Origin of the sequence: Methanolapillus millepedarum, from assembly GCF_032594115.1 — an archaeon.
In the GTDB taxonomy this organism is placed as follows: Archaea; Halobacteriota; Methanosarcinia; order Methanosarcinales; family Methanosarcinaceae; genus Methanolapillus; species Methanolapillus millepedarum.
The window spans coordinates 47,449-61,708 of the sequence record NZ_CP131060.1 but is presented as its reverse complement, the minus strand read 5'-3'; the positions used below and the strand labels follow the sequence as shown (position 1 = coordinate 61,708).

At 41.9% G+C, this 14,260-nt stretch carries 12 protein-coding genes; 2 read left to right on the top strand and 10 right to left on the bottom strand.

Translation table 11 applies throughout. The features are described 5' to 3' along the window. Positions 1-148: 148 nt before the first annotated feature. The 10 genes from MsAc7_RS00290 to MsAc7_RS00245 form a co-directional block, all read right to left on the bottom strand. Positions 149-2,992: a beta strand repeat-containing protein gene (locus tag MsAc7_RS00290; protein WP_338102621.1), complete on the bottom strand. Its 2,844-nt coding sequence runs from the start codon at positions 2,990-2,992 to the stop codon at positions 149-151. A gap of 478 nt (positions 2,993-3,470) precedes the next feature. Then, on the bottom strand, positions 3,471-4,091 hold the full coding sequence (locus tag MsAc7_RS00285; RefSeq protein ID WP_338102620.1) for a GTP-dependent dephospho-CoA kinase family protein: 621 nt from the start codon (positions 4,089-4,091) through the stop codon (positions 3,471-3,473). Between the two features lies 1 nt (position 4,092). Further along, on the bottom strand, positions 4,093-4,281 hold the full coding sequence (gene spt4, locus MsAc7_RS00280) for a transcription elongation factor subunit Spt4 (RefSeq protein ID WP_338102619.1): 189 nt from the start codon (positions 4,279-4,281) through the stop codon (positions 4,093-4,095). Between the two features lie 59 nt (positions 4,282-4,340). Further along, positions 4,341-4,934, bottom strand: coding sequence for a DNA-directed RNA polymerase (locus MsAc7_RS00275; protein ID WP_338102618.1), 594 nt, complete (start codon positions 4,932-4,934; stop codon positions 4,341-4,343). A gap of 230 nt (positions 4,935-5,164) precedes the next feature. Next, a complete protein-coding gene (locus tag MsAc7_RS00270) occupies positions 5,165-5,584 on the bottom strand; it encodes a type II toxin-antitoxin system VapC family toxin (RefSeq protein WP_338102617.1) in 420 nt (139 codons plus the stop codon). Positions 5,585-5,594: 10 nt separating this feature from the next. Further along, positions 5,595-6,821 (bottom strand): translation initiation factor IF-2 subunit gamma, encoded by a 1,227-nt coding sequence (locus MsAc7_RS00265; protein ID WP_338102616.1) that lies wholly within the window; start codon positions 6,819-6,821, stop codon positions 5,595-5,597. Positions 6,822-7,082: 261 nt separating this feature from the next. Further along, positions 7,083-8,354, bottom strand: a complete 1,272-nt coding sequence (locus tag MsAc7_RS00260; protein WP_338102615.1) for an ATP-binding protein — start codon at positions 8,352-8,354, stop codon at positions 7,083-7,085. 674 nt (positions 8,355-9,028) lie between these two features. Then, positions 9,029-10,192 (bottom strand): formate--phosphoribosylaminoimidazolecarboxamide ligase family protein, encoded by a 1,164-nt coding sequence (locus MsAc7_RS00255; RefSeq protein ID WP_338102614.1) that lies wholly within the window; start codon positions 10,190-10,192, stop codon positions 9,029-9,031. Between the two features lie 160 nt (positions 10,193-10,352). Next, positions 10,353-11,078 carry a stage II sporulation protein M gene (locus tag MsAc7_RS00250; RefSeq protein ID WP_338102613.1) on the bottom strand — a complete coding sequence of 242 codons (726 nt, stop codon included), beginning with the start codon at positions 11,076-11,078 and terminating at the stop codon, positions 10,353-10,355. Positions 11,079-11,144: 66 nt separating this feature from the next. Continuing rightward, complete coding sequence (locus tag MsAc7_RS00245; protein WP_338102612.1) at positions 11,145-12,011, bottom strand: DUF63 family protein; 867 nt, start codon at positions 12,009-12,011, stop codon at positions 11,145-11,147. A gap of 424 nt (positions 12,012-12,435) precedes the next feature. On the opposite strand from MsAc7_RS00245, the gene MsAc7_RS00240 reads away from it, so the two are divergent. Together MsAc7_RS00240 and MsAc7_RS00235 are read left to right on the top strand one after the other, a co-directional pair. After that, entirely contained in the window at positions 12,436-13,551 is a 1,116-nt protein-coding gene (locus tag MsAc7_RS00240) for an NAD(P)-dependent glycerol-1-phosphate dehydrogenase (RefSeq protein WP_338102611.1), read from the top strand. A 203-nt stretch (positions 13,552-13,754) separates the two neighbouring features. Continuing rightward, complete coding sequence (locus tag MsAc7_RS00235) at positions 13,755-14,219, top strand: UPF0179 family protein (RefSeq protein ID WP_338102610.1); 465 nt, start codon at positions 13,755-13,757, stop codon at positions 14,217-14,219. The last annotated feature ends 41 nt before the right edge of the window (positions 14,220-14,260 follow it).

Sequence of the window (14,260 nt, the reverse complement as noted above, 5' to 3'; positions counted from 1 at the left end):
ATGTGTTATTCGGATAAAGCGAGTTTCAAAGGCGATTATCAAATATAAACTTTTAGCATAAAAAGAAGAAAGAGAAGAAAAAAATTAAAAAATAAAAGAGGAATTGCCTGAAAAATCAGACAATTGAATTTGTTTTTCTGTTTTATGATTATGCTGCGGGCAATCCTCTTAAAACAGGACGGCCGAGAGTGGCGTTCCATTCCCAGACGGTTGTGAGGTCCCAAGCGAGGGTTGTTTGATAAAAGCTTTGATCAAGAGATGACGCAGCGATTGCTTGTCCGTCTTTTCCATCGCTCGTCCAAGGACCTGAGATTGTATCGACGGCATAATTATTCGAATAAACCGGAACATTCGAAGACAAATAATCTCCAATGCGTGAAACATTAGAAGAACCGGCAATGGCTCCATTCAACGCAATGGAATTGTTGACGCCTGTGATATAGCCGGATAAATTACGCTGAATGGCACCAAACAATCCGCCAACATATGAATTTCCGGAAACAGTTCCGGTTGCATAACAACGACTGATGGTGAAATTTCCACTGAAGGATCCGATAAGGCCGCCGGCATACTGCGAATTCGGGCTTTGTACGTTTCCTGTGGCATAGCAATCAAATACTTGATTGGCAACAGACCCAATCAAACCCCCGACATAAAACCCGCCGGAACTTTGAACATTTCCTGTGGCATAACACTGTTGAATAATAGCATTATTTTGAAGATTTATCGTAGAAGACTGGCCAACAAGACCTCCCGCAGAGATTGGGAATGTACCGGTTACAGATACATTTCCCGTAGCGTATGACTGCTGAAGCATGGAACCGGCGATATTGCCAATTAAACCACCGGTATACGAGCCGTTGTTTATAACATCAACTTTTTTGGCAGAGAGATTACTCAGGGTGCATACAATAGAGCTTGGAGGACTGGTAACAGAAATCGAAGTAGACCCCATGAATCCGCCGACTCTGGAACCGTTGCCGGAAACTGTAAAATTTTCAACATAACAATTGCTAATATTAGTAAAAGTACTGGCACCGATAAAACCGCCGACATCCCCAGTACCACTTATTTTTATACCGGCCGGACTGTCCCAAATAAAATCTGAATTATTAATCATTGCGTTATTACAATTACCAACAAGACCGCCAACTTCAATTTGGTTGCTAATCACGGCACAATTTAAAAGATGGGTGTTGTTAATCGACCCGCCATCGTTAGACCCAATTAATCCGCCGGAAGACCGTCCCATTGCATTGACGATAACATTTGTAGAGTTAATATTATTGATGGAGATGCCCGTATTGTATCCGACCATTCCCCCGGAAGATTGACTGCTCGAATTTGTTGTGTTCACCGTTATATTTGTTAAACTGACATTGCCGATTATCGCACTATTCGCGCCAAATAATCCGCCGCAAAAGTTGTTGCTTGAATTGACGGTGACATTTGTTGCACTTGTATTGTTGACGATGCCCGCACTATTTCCGGCAATTCCACCGGACTGTGCACCGCTTGTGTTGACAGATACATTGGTCAAACTCACATTGCTGATGGAACCTGTATTTGTATTACTTCCAAAAACTCCGCCGGAATAAGTATTACTTGCCTTTATGGTAATATTCACCATGCTGATGTTATTAACCGGCCCGGAATTATTTCCAACCATTCCGCCGGAACGTTGACCGGTTGTGTTGACAGATATATTTGTCAAGCTCACATTACCGATTGAACCGGTATTGTTTCCAATCATTCCGCCAAACTGTTGAGCTGTCGAATTGGATGAATTGAGGGTAACATTTGTTAAATGAACATCGTTCACTGAAGCTGTATTAACTCCAATCAAACCGCCGGAATAATTACTGCTTGCATTAACAGTGATGTTTGTTAAGCGGACATTGTTGACGGAACCCGTATTATTCCCAATCAAACCACCTGTTGTAGCTGCGGACGAAAGAATTGTCGAATTTGAAAAAGTGACATTTTCAACGGGACTTCCCGTATTTTGACCGACAAAACCACCGGAATTGTCGGACATAGTCATATTGAAATTTTCAAGTTTAATGTTTTTGAAGGATGACGCACTTGAAACACCAAACAGTCCGGTATAACTGGAGGAGCGGCTGATTGAAAAATCAGAAATCGTCAAATTCGTTCCGTTGAAATACCCTTTAAAGGCGTTACTTGTTGTGTTTCCAATCGGCTGCCATCCGAATCCGTCCGTATTGGCCCGCCTGAACGCCGTAAATTCCGCGTCCGACACATTATTCCAAGCTGCCGGAGAAGTAATATTGTCCGTCAATTCAAAATATTTACCGCTGCCGGCTGCTTCCGTATAATACCGAAGCGCGTCAAATTGAACAACATTGTTGATTTGATAAGCGTCGCCGTTTGCGCCCGTTCCGGCTTCAAACGGATAATTCACGGAATCGTTGGCGCCTTTGAAAGCCACCTTATAGGAATAAGTTGTATCCGTGATGTTTAACGGCTGCGCGCCGGCCGGAAGCTTAAACTTGACAAGATAAGACGAGGGCTTATAACCACTGTAATCAATCGGAGCACCGATATCGGCTGCCGGAATTGTTTCGCTTGTGGCGCCATTGACATCCTGATAAGTCACCATCAAATCCGAAGCTGTCGGAATGGGTGTTCCGTCCGGAACCGTCATAACCAACCGAAGTTCCTTACTTGCGTTATTATAATCGTAAAGCTCCAAACTGACCGTCATGGGCGGCGCAGGCGGTTCGGGCGGGTTTGTTCCGTTTCCACCGGGTGTGACCGGAACCGGCGGCAACGTGGTATTGTTTGTAGCATTGGAGGTATTGTTGCTGGAATTATTTCCCACCGGACCCGGGTTAGAAACGCTGCAACAAGAATAGAGTTGAGATGATTGCGATGAAGAAGCGACCCAATAGACAAGAAGCAAAAGCAAAAGAAGCAATATGATTAAAATGATAATGCGACGGGGATATTTGAGGTCATCCGGATTCATAGGGGAACCACTTGGTCAATTTTATAATATTATTAAAATATATTTCGAAGAATTTCATCGGAAAGATAATTATGAATAATATTAATAAGTATCGTTGGAAATATTATTGAGATGGGGCATTGAATTAAAAAAATGAAAGCCTTTGTTTCAAAAAACAGGCTTTAATTCTTAAAAGTTCAAGACCGGCCGGTTGATATTCGAATCAAGTAATTCAACCCATCGTTTTATTTGAATAATATATTAGATAATAACAAATATTAGAAAATATGAATGAAATAGAATAAGAGATTGAATATAAATAATTGTTCTTAATAAAAAATAGTTTTTGTATAACAATATTATTGAAACAATATTAATATAATAAATGTAAAAATGCAAAATAAGAAAGAGAATAAAGCGAAATAAAATCAAAATAAAAATAAAACAAAAATAAAATTCAGAAAAAAGAAAATTAAAACAAAATTCAGAAAAAAAGAAATTAAAATAACTCTTTCAAAAAGGAATCTACTGCTTTTTCCAATTCGTCCTCTGAAGCATGATTCGTAGAGTTTCTAACATTTTTTGCGTCCAAAATTTGGCGGAAAAAAGTTTCCATTTCCATTTTTTTAGCATCGGTCACCGTGACCGCCACCATCCCTTCATCCGGCTGTCCGTAAAGAACAACCGTTCCGGGTTTTGAAAACGCGATCACCGGAACTGTCGCCAAATCCTCTTCGCCGTCGACGCAAATCCGGATATCCGAATCGGACAAAAGCGCTTTTTGAATGGCAAAAACCATTTCATCCGAAATCGTTCCGGCCGGATTTTTGACCCGGACATCGCAGTATTTGGAATGAGAGGTGGGAGAAATCTGTTCGGAAACCGGAAGCCGCTTCGTTAAGCGGTCCACCAGGCACAATTTCGGAAAAATGCCGGCGCTGATTAAATTATAAGTCGTCACATCGCCGACGGAAATAACCGGCGTGTTTTTGCCGGCCGCCGCCGCAAGAAGCGGACGAACTTGGTCAATCACTTCCGGGCCGTTTCCCGGATAAAGTGTACCGTAAGGGTTTTTCAAAAAAGGACGAAGCTCTTTCGGCAAATCAAAATACAAGTTCAACTCATCGCACCTTCAATGCATATTTGTCTGCCAAGTCCACGTTCATGCGCTTCGCGATTTCGGAATTTCTCGGGTCAAGGATAATCACAAGCCCCATCCATTCGTCCGCAAGGTCGCTTGAACCGCACATTTCACATGTGTCGGAATTGACAATCAGCCTCATGCATTTTCTGCATACTTTTTCTGCCATAATAAATCACCTGTTATTGATAAGATTGAAATGACGATTTTAAAAATGAAAACAACAAATCAGTTGTTTTCCTTCTTTCCTTTTTTAACTTTGCCGCCTTTGTCTCCCCGCTCACGGTCGTCTTCAATCCACTGGATTTTTCCGAGAGCCGTCTGACGCATAGTCATACCGATTTTGCTTTCGCGCGGGTCGCGTTCGTTGATGCTGACCGCCACAATTCTGGCGCGCACGTGGTCACCTTCCCCTAAAGCTTTCTTGCCGACTTTGGCCACCAAGCGTCCGTTTTTCGCGTCGTAAGACATGAATTCGTCCGTGATTTGGCTGACGTGCAAAAGACCGTCCATCGGACCGATGCCGACGAAAACACCGAAGCTGACCGTTTCTAAAACTTCGCCTTCAATGACTTCTTGATTTTCCGGCATAAACATAATCGCCTTAAACGTCACATCGTAATAAACAGCGCCGTCGCCGTAAAGAATGTGACCTTCGCCGATTTCATCCACACCGCAAACCGCGACAAGGCAACCGATTTTTTTGTCAACCTTCCCTTCTAATTTTGATTTTAAAGCCTTTTTGACGTTGTCTTCCACATCTTCGCCAAGAAGGGTCGGATCAATACGGACGGTGTCAACGAGTGTCATTAATTTATACATAAATTTGTTCACCTTTTACGAAAGCGCAAAGCTGCAGATATAATTAAAGTCAAATTAAAGTCAAATTAAAGTCAAATTAAAGTCAAATAGAGTCAACAAATAATTTTTAAAATTGATGATAAATGAGCATAAATAAATGAATTGATATAAAAGAGTTTTTGATTTTGGAATGAAATGATTTTGGGAATGATACGCAACATTTTTTAGATGTTTGCGACCGATTCGGACGCTTATTTTTGATCAATAAAGTCTAATTTACTGGTTTGGCGCATGGAAATGACACGAATTCCCCGAGTCATCAACCGTTTTCGAAGAACGGCGTCGTTGGTCAGAACCGGAAGTCCGTATTGCACCGAAATTTCCAAGATGATATCGTCCACATGCTTTTTTCCCGAAATATTCGGAAAATCACAGACCGAAATGACGAAACATTCCGAACTGAAAGCCATGGAAATCGCCACACGCGCCGCCATTTTATCAGCGCCGGTGACTTTTTTTGAAATATGTTCCAGCTCAGCTGCGACAGCGTCCGGGACGATAAAGGTTGAAAAACCAAGCCTTCTGAGTTCCGAAAAAATGTCGATTCCGAATTGAATCGGAACCATGAAACCGTTTGTGTCCAAAAGAACACACGGTTTTTCCGTAACCATTTTCTCAAAATCAGTCTTCGATAATACCGACACCGATTAAACGCCACCTGGAATCAATCCGCCGGCTGATGGCCACGTGCGCGCCGGTCTCAACACATACGGGACGCTTCAATTTGACTTCGGCAACCCCTTTTCGGGCGCTTGTGACGACACCGACCGTCGTTGCCGTTCCGATATTCAGCATCAGTGGCTCGCTGGTTTTGATTTCATTGATTTCCGCTTCGTTGGTGACGCCGACAACCCGTTTCAAGAGATCCAATTTCATCAAAAATCCATCCCGTGTCGGCGGGAGAGTTCCCGGCTTTCCGACCATTTGTCCGGTCAAAGAGTCGCCTTTCGTAAGCGACGGGTCCAAAAGAGTTCCGAGAGCCAAAAGACCTCCGGGAAGCGCTTTTTTAACTTTGGATTTGCCGGCGTGAATTTCCGTCACTTTGGTAAAAATCGGCTCCCAGCGGGTGGAACCGTCGGATGTGATTTTCAATCCCGGACGAATTTCCACGTCGTCGCCTTCTTTAAACGTGCCCTGCGTGAGCGTTCCGCCGATCACGCCGCCTTTAATATCTTTGTAAGTAAAACCCGGCCGGTTGATGTCAAACGAGCGGGCGATCAGCATTTGCGTGCTTTTGTCCGCTTTGTGCTCCGGCACGGGAATACAGGTATCAAGCGCTTGAATCAAAGCGTCAATGTTGATATTTTGCTGAGCGGAAATGGGAATGATTGGCGCTTTTTCCGCAACGGTTCCTTTGACGAATTCTTTGATTTCTTTGTAGTGCTCAAGCACGCGTTCCCGGGAGACAAGATCGATTTTATTCTGAACAATCACGACATTTTTGATGCCGATGATGTTTAGCGCCATCAGATGCTCTTTCGTTTGCGGCTGCGGACATTTTTCATTGGCGGCAATAACAAGCATCGCGCCGTCCATGATCGCGGCACCCGAAAGCATGGTTGCCATCAATGTTTCGTGACCGGGCGCATCGACAAAGGACACCGTTTTGAGTTCTTCCGTTTTTCCGCCGCAATGCGGACACTTCTTTTCAACGGTATAGCACTCCGGTTCATTACAATTCGGACATTTTCGAAAGATAGTGTCGGCATAGCCGAGGCGGATTGAGATTCCGCGTTTAATTTCTTCGCTGTGCGTGTCCGTCCACACACCGGATAAAGCTTTAACAAGTGTTGTTTTTCCATGGTCGACGTGTCCGACCATGCCGATATTTAAACTGGGTTGCGCCATGGTATTTCCCTCCGGCGGAAATCTCGCCGAAATAAAAGAATTATAAGGATGATAAAAACAAAGGTGATTGATATCAAAAAAGACTCAACCGATTGAAAACATGTTTGAATTCATGTTTCAAGTTCTCATTTTCCGTATGAAACGGCAATGCAATTTCATGTTTGAGTAATATGGGGTTTTAAAATATATAATGATTCTTAAAGGTTATGGTAAGAGGTTAGATAATGGTAAGAGGTTAGATAAAATTGAATTGATTCGAAATTAAAGGATTTCATGTAATTTCCAAGCCTGTGCGTGTATAATTCCCTCCCGCTGCGGAAAAGAATAGTCATCAAGCGTCACGACAACTTTTTCATAATTATCTTTGATTTCCATAAGCGCCGAATATTCCCGTTCAATTGTTTTCTCATCCGATAACAAATAAGCGCACTGCAAATAAATCACGCGATTTCCCCGAAGCGCGACAAAATCAACTTCTTTGTCTTTATTTTTGAGATTCCCCACATAAACTTTGTAGCCGTTTCTCAAAAGCTCTAAATACACTGCATTTTCAAGCATGTAACCGGCGCCGCTGGAAAATCCGGGATAGAGATTTTGATAAGACAAATCGTTCATATAATATTTAGCGGTTCCCGAAATTGTTTCTTTCCCTTGGATCTGATAACGTTCTGCCTTATGGATGAGAAACGCATTTTCAATATAGCCGATATAACTTGAAACAGTCTCATAATTCGTTTTTCTATTTTTGGACGCGAAATAGGAAACAATATTGGAAATGGAAAGCAATTGTGATGTATTGTTGACCAGATAAGTGAAAATATCCTCCAAAAGTTTGGCATCTTTAATATTGTACCGTTGAACAATGTCCCGAAGCAGAATTGTATCTTTGACGGCCGAAATGTAATTGAATTGAATGTCTCCGCCCGGCAAATAAAACAATTCAGGAAGGCCTCCTTCGTTTAAATATTTCAAATATGTTTCTTTCGAAATCGTTTGTTTTTTTAATTCCGCGTACTCGGTAAACCCGAACGGAAGAACCAAAAATTCAACATACCGTCCGGAAAGAAGCGAAGCAAGCTCCCCGGAAAGCATTTCGGAATTGGACCCCGTCACAAAAATTTCGTACTCTGACGTAAAATCTTGAGAATAAGAATTGACAAAATGTTCCCAGCCGTCGATGTTTTGGATTTCGTCTAAAAGGAGATAGACTTTGCCGACCGGTTTTAACTCGGATTTGTAAAGAAGGAACAACTCTTCCAACGAACGGGAATCTGACAAAAAATCAAAAGCTGTAAACTCTTTGTTGATGTAAAGAATGTTTTGCGGCAAAACGCCGGATTGAATCAACCGATGAGCAATCTGGCGTAAAAGGTAACTTTTGCCAACGCGGCGCTGGCCGATTAAAACCTTCACCAATCGGTTTCCGACGTAACTGAAAACTTTATCCGTATAGGCGATTCTTTGAAAACCGAGTTCCGGAACATTTCCGTTCCAAAAATTATAATTTTCGATTCGTTTCAAGCGTTCGGACATGTGGGAATCTCCTTTATGATGAATTGATGCGGGCTTACAAATATTATTTAAAAATCATAATAGTTTTCGGACAAAATTTCAAATCTGTTTGAATTTAATGCTAAAATACACAAATTTTCAAGTCTATTTGAATTTAATTCTAAAACATATAATTTCAAGTCTGTTTGAATTTTATGTTAAAACATATAAATTTCAAGTCTGTTTGAATTTAATTCTAAAGCGCATGAATTTTCAAGTCTGTTTGAATTTAATTCTAAAACATATAAATTTCAAGTCTGTTTGAATTTTATGTTAAAACATATAAATTTCAAGTCTGTTTGAATTTAATTCTAAAACACACAAATTTTCAAGTCTGTTTGAATTTTATGTTAAAACATATAGATTTTCAAACCTATTTGAATTTTTCCCATTTTTGCATTTTTTCAAATAGACTTGAAAAAATTCAATTTTCTTGAGAATATTCGATTCTGTTTGAAAATGAAGTGGGACAAAAAATAACCCGAAATTTTAAACAAAATAAAAAAACACCGGAAAACAAAAACCGTTTCTACAAAAATGATTGCCATAACGCGCGTGCGTACCGTCGGAACAAAAAAATGGAAATGGAAATGGAAATGGAAATAGAAAAATGAAAATGAATAGAAATAAAACAAAAAACAGAAATGGAAAAGAAATTAAGTCACAATCTTTTCCAGTTTATCCGCTTCAATCGCCCGCCGGACTTCGTAAGCAATCCGCCGCCCGGTGCTCATCGGCTTCCTCCACGTCGCGTTGCCGTACGGGTGGCCGACTGACATGTGAACGTTGGTACCGCCGCCGACGCGGGGTGCCACATCGTAAATGTAGAAGTTCAAATCTTTATCCACGCATGTTTGCAGGCAGAACGGTCCGATAATGCCCGGATCATAGTGTTTTTGGCTGGCTTTCACAAACTTTTCCGCCATCTCAAACACGTTTTCAAGAAGGGATTCACGAAGTGTTGCCGAATTGTGCCCGCAAACCGTGTATTCCGGCGTGATTTGCGCGCCTTGCAGTTTCATTTGCTGCGGCGCCGGAAGTCGGGTATGCCCGTCAAGGCTGGTTTCAAAACGCCAGTCGATTCCGAGAATCTCAATCGGGCTCATTTCTTCTTCAATCGGCGAATAAAACATATCAAAGTTAAAAACCGGACCGATGATGTAGCGCTCAATTCTGGCGCCTTTGAGCGCTTCTTCCGTAATCACGCCTTGTTTGAGAAGGAGGCTTGATTTCTCCACATACTCATCATAACTGGCCGCCGTGAAAAAACCGCGCTCCAATTTTTTGACGGCATGCGGCAGTTTCACCATCACCAAGGCATCAATGTCTTCCGGGTTATCAATTTTTTCCGGGAACGGAAGGCCGGCTTTTTCCAAAATCCAATAGTAACTTTGAGATTCTGACCGCTCCTCACTTCGGAGCATGTTGCGGCTGCCCAGAATCGGAACCTTGAAATCGTCTTCAATCGCGTCAATGCTGCAATAAGACGTAAAAGACCGATTCGGCACCATGAGAACACTGTCGTTTAAGATCTTTTGCTGGTTTTCCGGCAACAAAATTTCATTGAAATTATTGTAAATGACGGCTTCATCCACAATGCCGCGGATTAAATTGCCATGGGAATCACGTTGAGACTTAAAATATTTGGAATAGGTCAAATCCCGTCCTTTTTTGCAAAAAGCGACTGTTTTGAAATTTTCCTCAGCGGCGCCGTCGCAAACATCTAAACCGGAATGGGACGCAATTGTTCCGATTTTTATCTTCTCCGGATTGTCGTAATATTTGTCAACCGTTTCTTTAATTTGATTCTTTGAAATCATGATATGACTCCCGAAATGTTTCCAATAACGAAAAAAATGAAAAATGAAATGAAAAATGAAATGAAATTTGAAAAATTATTTGCGTTTGTAAATAAAGCTGAATTATAAAAAGGAATTGTTTGAAATGATTTAATTTTATCAATCACGACTCAAACAATCTTCAAACTGTAAATAAGATATTTAGAAGCGTTCCCGTGACATAAACTTCAATGATGGCCGAAATCAGAAGAAGCGGCAGGATAAAATAAAAGAACCCCCAACCGGCTTCCGAAACTTCATGATTGAACATTTTCCAAGTCACTTTTCGGCCGATTAATTTTGAAAAAACGACAGCGCCCAGCCGAAAACCGACACCCGCCGAGAGGATAATAACCGGAAGCTCAATAATACCATGCGGCACAATACCAATCAGCAAATAAACGACACCGTTCGTCCGGATAATGTATTCGGAAACAACGCCGACCATCAAACCGTTTGCGATGATGACAAAAAGAGGAAAAAGTCCCAATAAAATGCCGAAAGCAATCGCGAAGAGGGCAATTTGAGCGTTGTTGAAAAAGATTTGAAGCAGAAGCTGAAATGAATTTTCCGTATCTGCGGCACCTAACGCGCCTGAAATCATTTCCATGAGCTGTTCCGAAAGCTCCGGATTGGAAGCGGAAACGATGTAGCCGACCGCAAAACAAATGATAAAAATAACGGCCATCCACAACGTGCAGACTTTATGAATAGAGAGGAAGGAAAACAAATTTTTTTTGTACCCGAGAGACGGTACCGCGACCGGATCTCCCCATGACGGATCCAAGACGGTTGAGGCAGGCTCTGAGTCGGACATTTGTTCATTTTTTGTATTGTGTTCATATTCAGGACCGTTTCCGCGTTCCATAATAAACCTCCCGCTTATTTTTTACTTTTGATTTTTTTGTTTTTTTGTGTTATAGACCATATCGGATTAAATTCCGAAAAACACCCGCAGCGAATTTCGAATCGCCGGTCCGAGACCGAGAATAATAATCACGAATTTGATCGCGTTTTTAATGGTTTCGATTTGATTTTTGTCCTCTCCCATTGATTCGGTTTCAAGGCCTTTGTCCAAAATCCACACCACAATCATAAAAATAACGATTTTGAGCGGGTACATGACCAAGGCCGATCCGGTTAAATCGATTAAAAAGGAAGGCAAAACGTGCTTTTCATAATAGCCGAAAACTTCGATACCGATGACAGTTGACGTGGCGTCCATTAAATGCGCCATCAGAATCGTCAGGTTAAATTTATCGGAATAAATTGTGCTGCCAAATTTTTTGGCAATCAGTCCAAAAAGGGCGGTCATCACAAAGCCGACACCGGCAACCGCAAACGGAACCCACCAGTGAACCACATCGTTCACGGCAAAGAGCGTCGCAAAGACGGCTAAGACAAAAAGGCATCCGAGACCGGCATACGGCAGGTAAAATGACTTGACCACTTTAAACTTCTGAAGGAGAAGCGACACGAAAAGACAGAGCGCCGTCACCAAAAAGGCGAAGAAATAAATATTAGGCGTAATCAGAATGTAACTGTACGGCGGTTGAATGACACCGGAATCGCCGACCACGCGCAAGGACGCACCGGCCACGACATACGGAAGAGTGGCACCGAGAGAATATTTATCGACGGCAATGTTCATTTTCCGAAGAGAATAAATAATGAAGTAAACCGCAACTCCTAAAATAACCGCCCAAGTGAGCGTGTTAAAAACATTGTAGCCGGAATCGTAAATCACCGGATTAATGTAATAAGTGTAAATAAAATCTGTTAACGTTTCCGTAAATGCCATGTTATCCCAAATTGAAAATGGTTGATTTTGATAAAATTGAAAATGAATCAAACGTACAGAAAAGAGGACGGTACTAATACTATAAAAAGTGATACAACAAAACATAAAACAAAAATATAAAAATGCAAAAACATAAATCAAAAGATGTAAACGTAAAGCAAGAAACATCAAAATCAAACAATAAAAATATCCGATAACAACATGTTTTATATTTTAATTTCCATAATGGCTTTTGTTGTTTTAAAAAGTAATTTTGAACGCAGAAACAAATCATTAAAATATCAACCCCATATAAAATAAAAACAAATAAATAAAAATAGCAACTCATTTATTCAACTGATCTGTTCAACTGATCTGTTCAACTGATCTGTTCAACGCATCTTCAATAATTATAATTCTATCAAAAATATCACCGGGAATCAAAATGAGCAAATTCAAAGGTCAAAAGGGACAGGCGTCCGGAAACGGCCATTGGCGCGAGGATGAAATTCGAGAATCGAAATGGATGCAATTCCCGCGGGAAGTCCTGATCGGAAATGATGTGTTAAAAGAGACCCCTGCCGCTCTTAAAAAATTAAAATTAACCGGCAAAACATTCATCGTCACCGGAAAAAACACGGCGGATGTCGCCGGAAACGGGGTTGCCGATATTTTGGAAAAAAACGGAAACGAATGCTTCATCTATAAATCCGAAAAAGCGTCTTTGGAAGAAGTGGAAAGGATTGTTGCGGCCGCAAAAGAATTTAAACCGAAATGCTTTTTGGGTGTTGGAAGCGGCCGGTCAATTGATTTGGCAAAACTGGCGTCCAAACGCTGCGACATTCCATTCATCAGCATTCCGACAGCGGCGTCCCATGACGGAATCGCTTCGTCGCGCGCGTCGATTCATTCGGATGAAAAATCCGAATCGTACGAAGCTCAGGCACCGATTGCCGTCATTGCCGATACCGGAATTATCTCACAGGCACCGTTCCGGCTTCTGTCAGCCGGTTGCGGCGACGTGATTTCCAACTGTACCGCCGTCTTGGATTGGGAACTGGCCAGCCGGCATCAAAACGAACCGTTCAGTGAATCGGCGGCGTTGATGTCAAAAATGAGCGCGGAAATGATCATGGGATCCGCGGATTTAATCCGCCCGGGTCTTGACAGTTCCGCTCGAATGGTCGTCAAAGCGCTTGTCTTAAGCGGCGTCGCGATGAGCATTGCCGGATCGTCCCGCCCGGCATCCGGGTCGGAACATATGTTCAGCCACGCGCTGGACCGGATCGCCAAAAAACCGGCGCTCCACGGAGAACAATGCGCCATCGGCGCGGTTATGATGATGTATCTGCACGGCGGCGATTGGGAAAAAATCCGAAACGCTTTGATTCAAATCGGTGTTCCGACATCGGCATCGGAAATGGGAATTAAAGATGAGGAAATTGTCGACGCCTTGCTTCTTGCGCATACGATTCGTCCGGAGCGGTACACGATTTTAGGAACGGGACTTACGCCTTCGGCCGCCGAAAAGGTAGCGGCGGTGACAAAAGTGATTCAATAATCCAAAAAATCCTCTATACGGGTTTTTTGTAAAGTTAACCAAAGATTCAAATCAAATAAACCGTTAAATGAGTTTGTCGTAAATCAATTCAAAAACTTAATTTAATTTGTGTTCCGATTTGTGATTTGTATTTCAATTTTGTATTTCAATTTAATTTATTTAATATTTATATCAGAGAGATTAGATTCATATCAGGTGGAGAAATGGCGGCGGCTGTTAAAATTACGGTAATCGGTTCCCGTCTGGCTAAGCCGGGCGGCGAATTTTACTTTATGCAAGAGATGGATGAATGCAAAAAATGTCAAATCCGGGGCACATGCCTCAATTTGGAGCCGGGACGAAAATATGTTATAAAATCCGTTCGAAACCAAAACCAACTTTCTTGCGCGCTTCACGACGAGGGTGTTGTCGCGGTTGTTGTTGAAAACGCGCCGGTTGAAGCATATATTGACGCTAAAAAGGCGGTAGCCGGATCTAAAATTGTTTATGAACCGGTCTTCATCCGAAAAGAAAAGGGTGACAGCGACGATGACGACATTCTTGATGATGCGTTGTTTGCGCCCAAAGGTCTTGCAAAAGGCGATAAATGCGTCGTTAAAGACGTTTTTGAAGGATTTGAAAAAGACGGGAAAACGTATAAGCGCGTTTATCTTGTGCTGGAATCATAATTTTTAAATAAATGCAAATCATTGTTTTTGAAAAAGGTGAA

Bases quoted from the DNA above. Each gene is read 5' to 3' on its own strand.
- MsAc7_RS00290 (WP_338102621.1), bottom strand. From the start codon at position 2,992: ATGAATCCGGATGACCTCAAATATCCCCGTCGCATTATCATTTTAATC.
- spt4 (WP_338102619.1), bottom strand. From the start codon at position 4,281: ATGGCAGAAAAAGTATGCAGAAAATGCATGAGGCTGATTGTCAATTCC.
- MsAc7_RS00275 (WP_338102618.1), bottom strand. From the start codon at position 4,934: ATGTATAAATTAATGACACTCGTTGACACCGTCCGTATTGATCCGACC.
- MsAc7_RS00270 (WP_338102617.1), bottom strand. From the start codon at position 5,584: ATGGTTACGGAAAAACCGTGTGTTCTTTTGGACACAAACGGTTTCATG.
- MsAc7_RS00265 (WP_338102616.1), bottom strand. From the start codon at position 6,821: ATGGCGCAACCCAGTTTAAATATCGGCATGGTCGGACACGTCGACCAT.
- MsAc7_RS00260 (WP_338102615.1), bottom strand. From the start codon at position 8,354: ATGTCCGAACGCTTGAAACGAATCGAAAATTATAATTTTTGGAACGGA.
- MsAc7_RS00255 (WP_338102614.1), bottom strand. From the start codon at position 10,192: ATGATTTCAAAGAATCAAATTAAAGAAACGGTTGACAAATATTACGAC.
- MsAc7_RS00250 (WP_338102613.1), bottom strand. From the start codon at position 11,078: ATGGAACGCGGAAACGGTCCTGAATATGAACACAATACAAAAAATGAA.
- MsAc7_RS00245 (WP_338102612.1), bottom strand. From the start codon at position 12,011: ATGGCATTTACGGAAACGTTAACAGATTTTATTTACACTTATTACATT.
- MsAc7_RS00240 (WP_338102611.1), top strand. From the start codon at position 12,436: ATGAGCAAATTCAAAGGTCAAAAGGGACAGGCGTCCGGAAACGGCCAT.
- MsAc7_RS00235 (WP_338102610.1), top strand. From the start codon at position 13,755: ATGGCGGCGGCTGTTAAAATTACGGTAATCGGTTCCCGTCTGGCTAAG.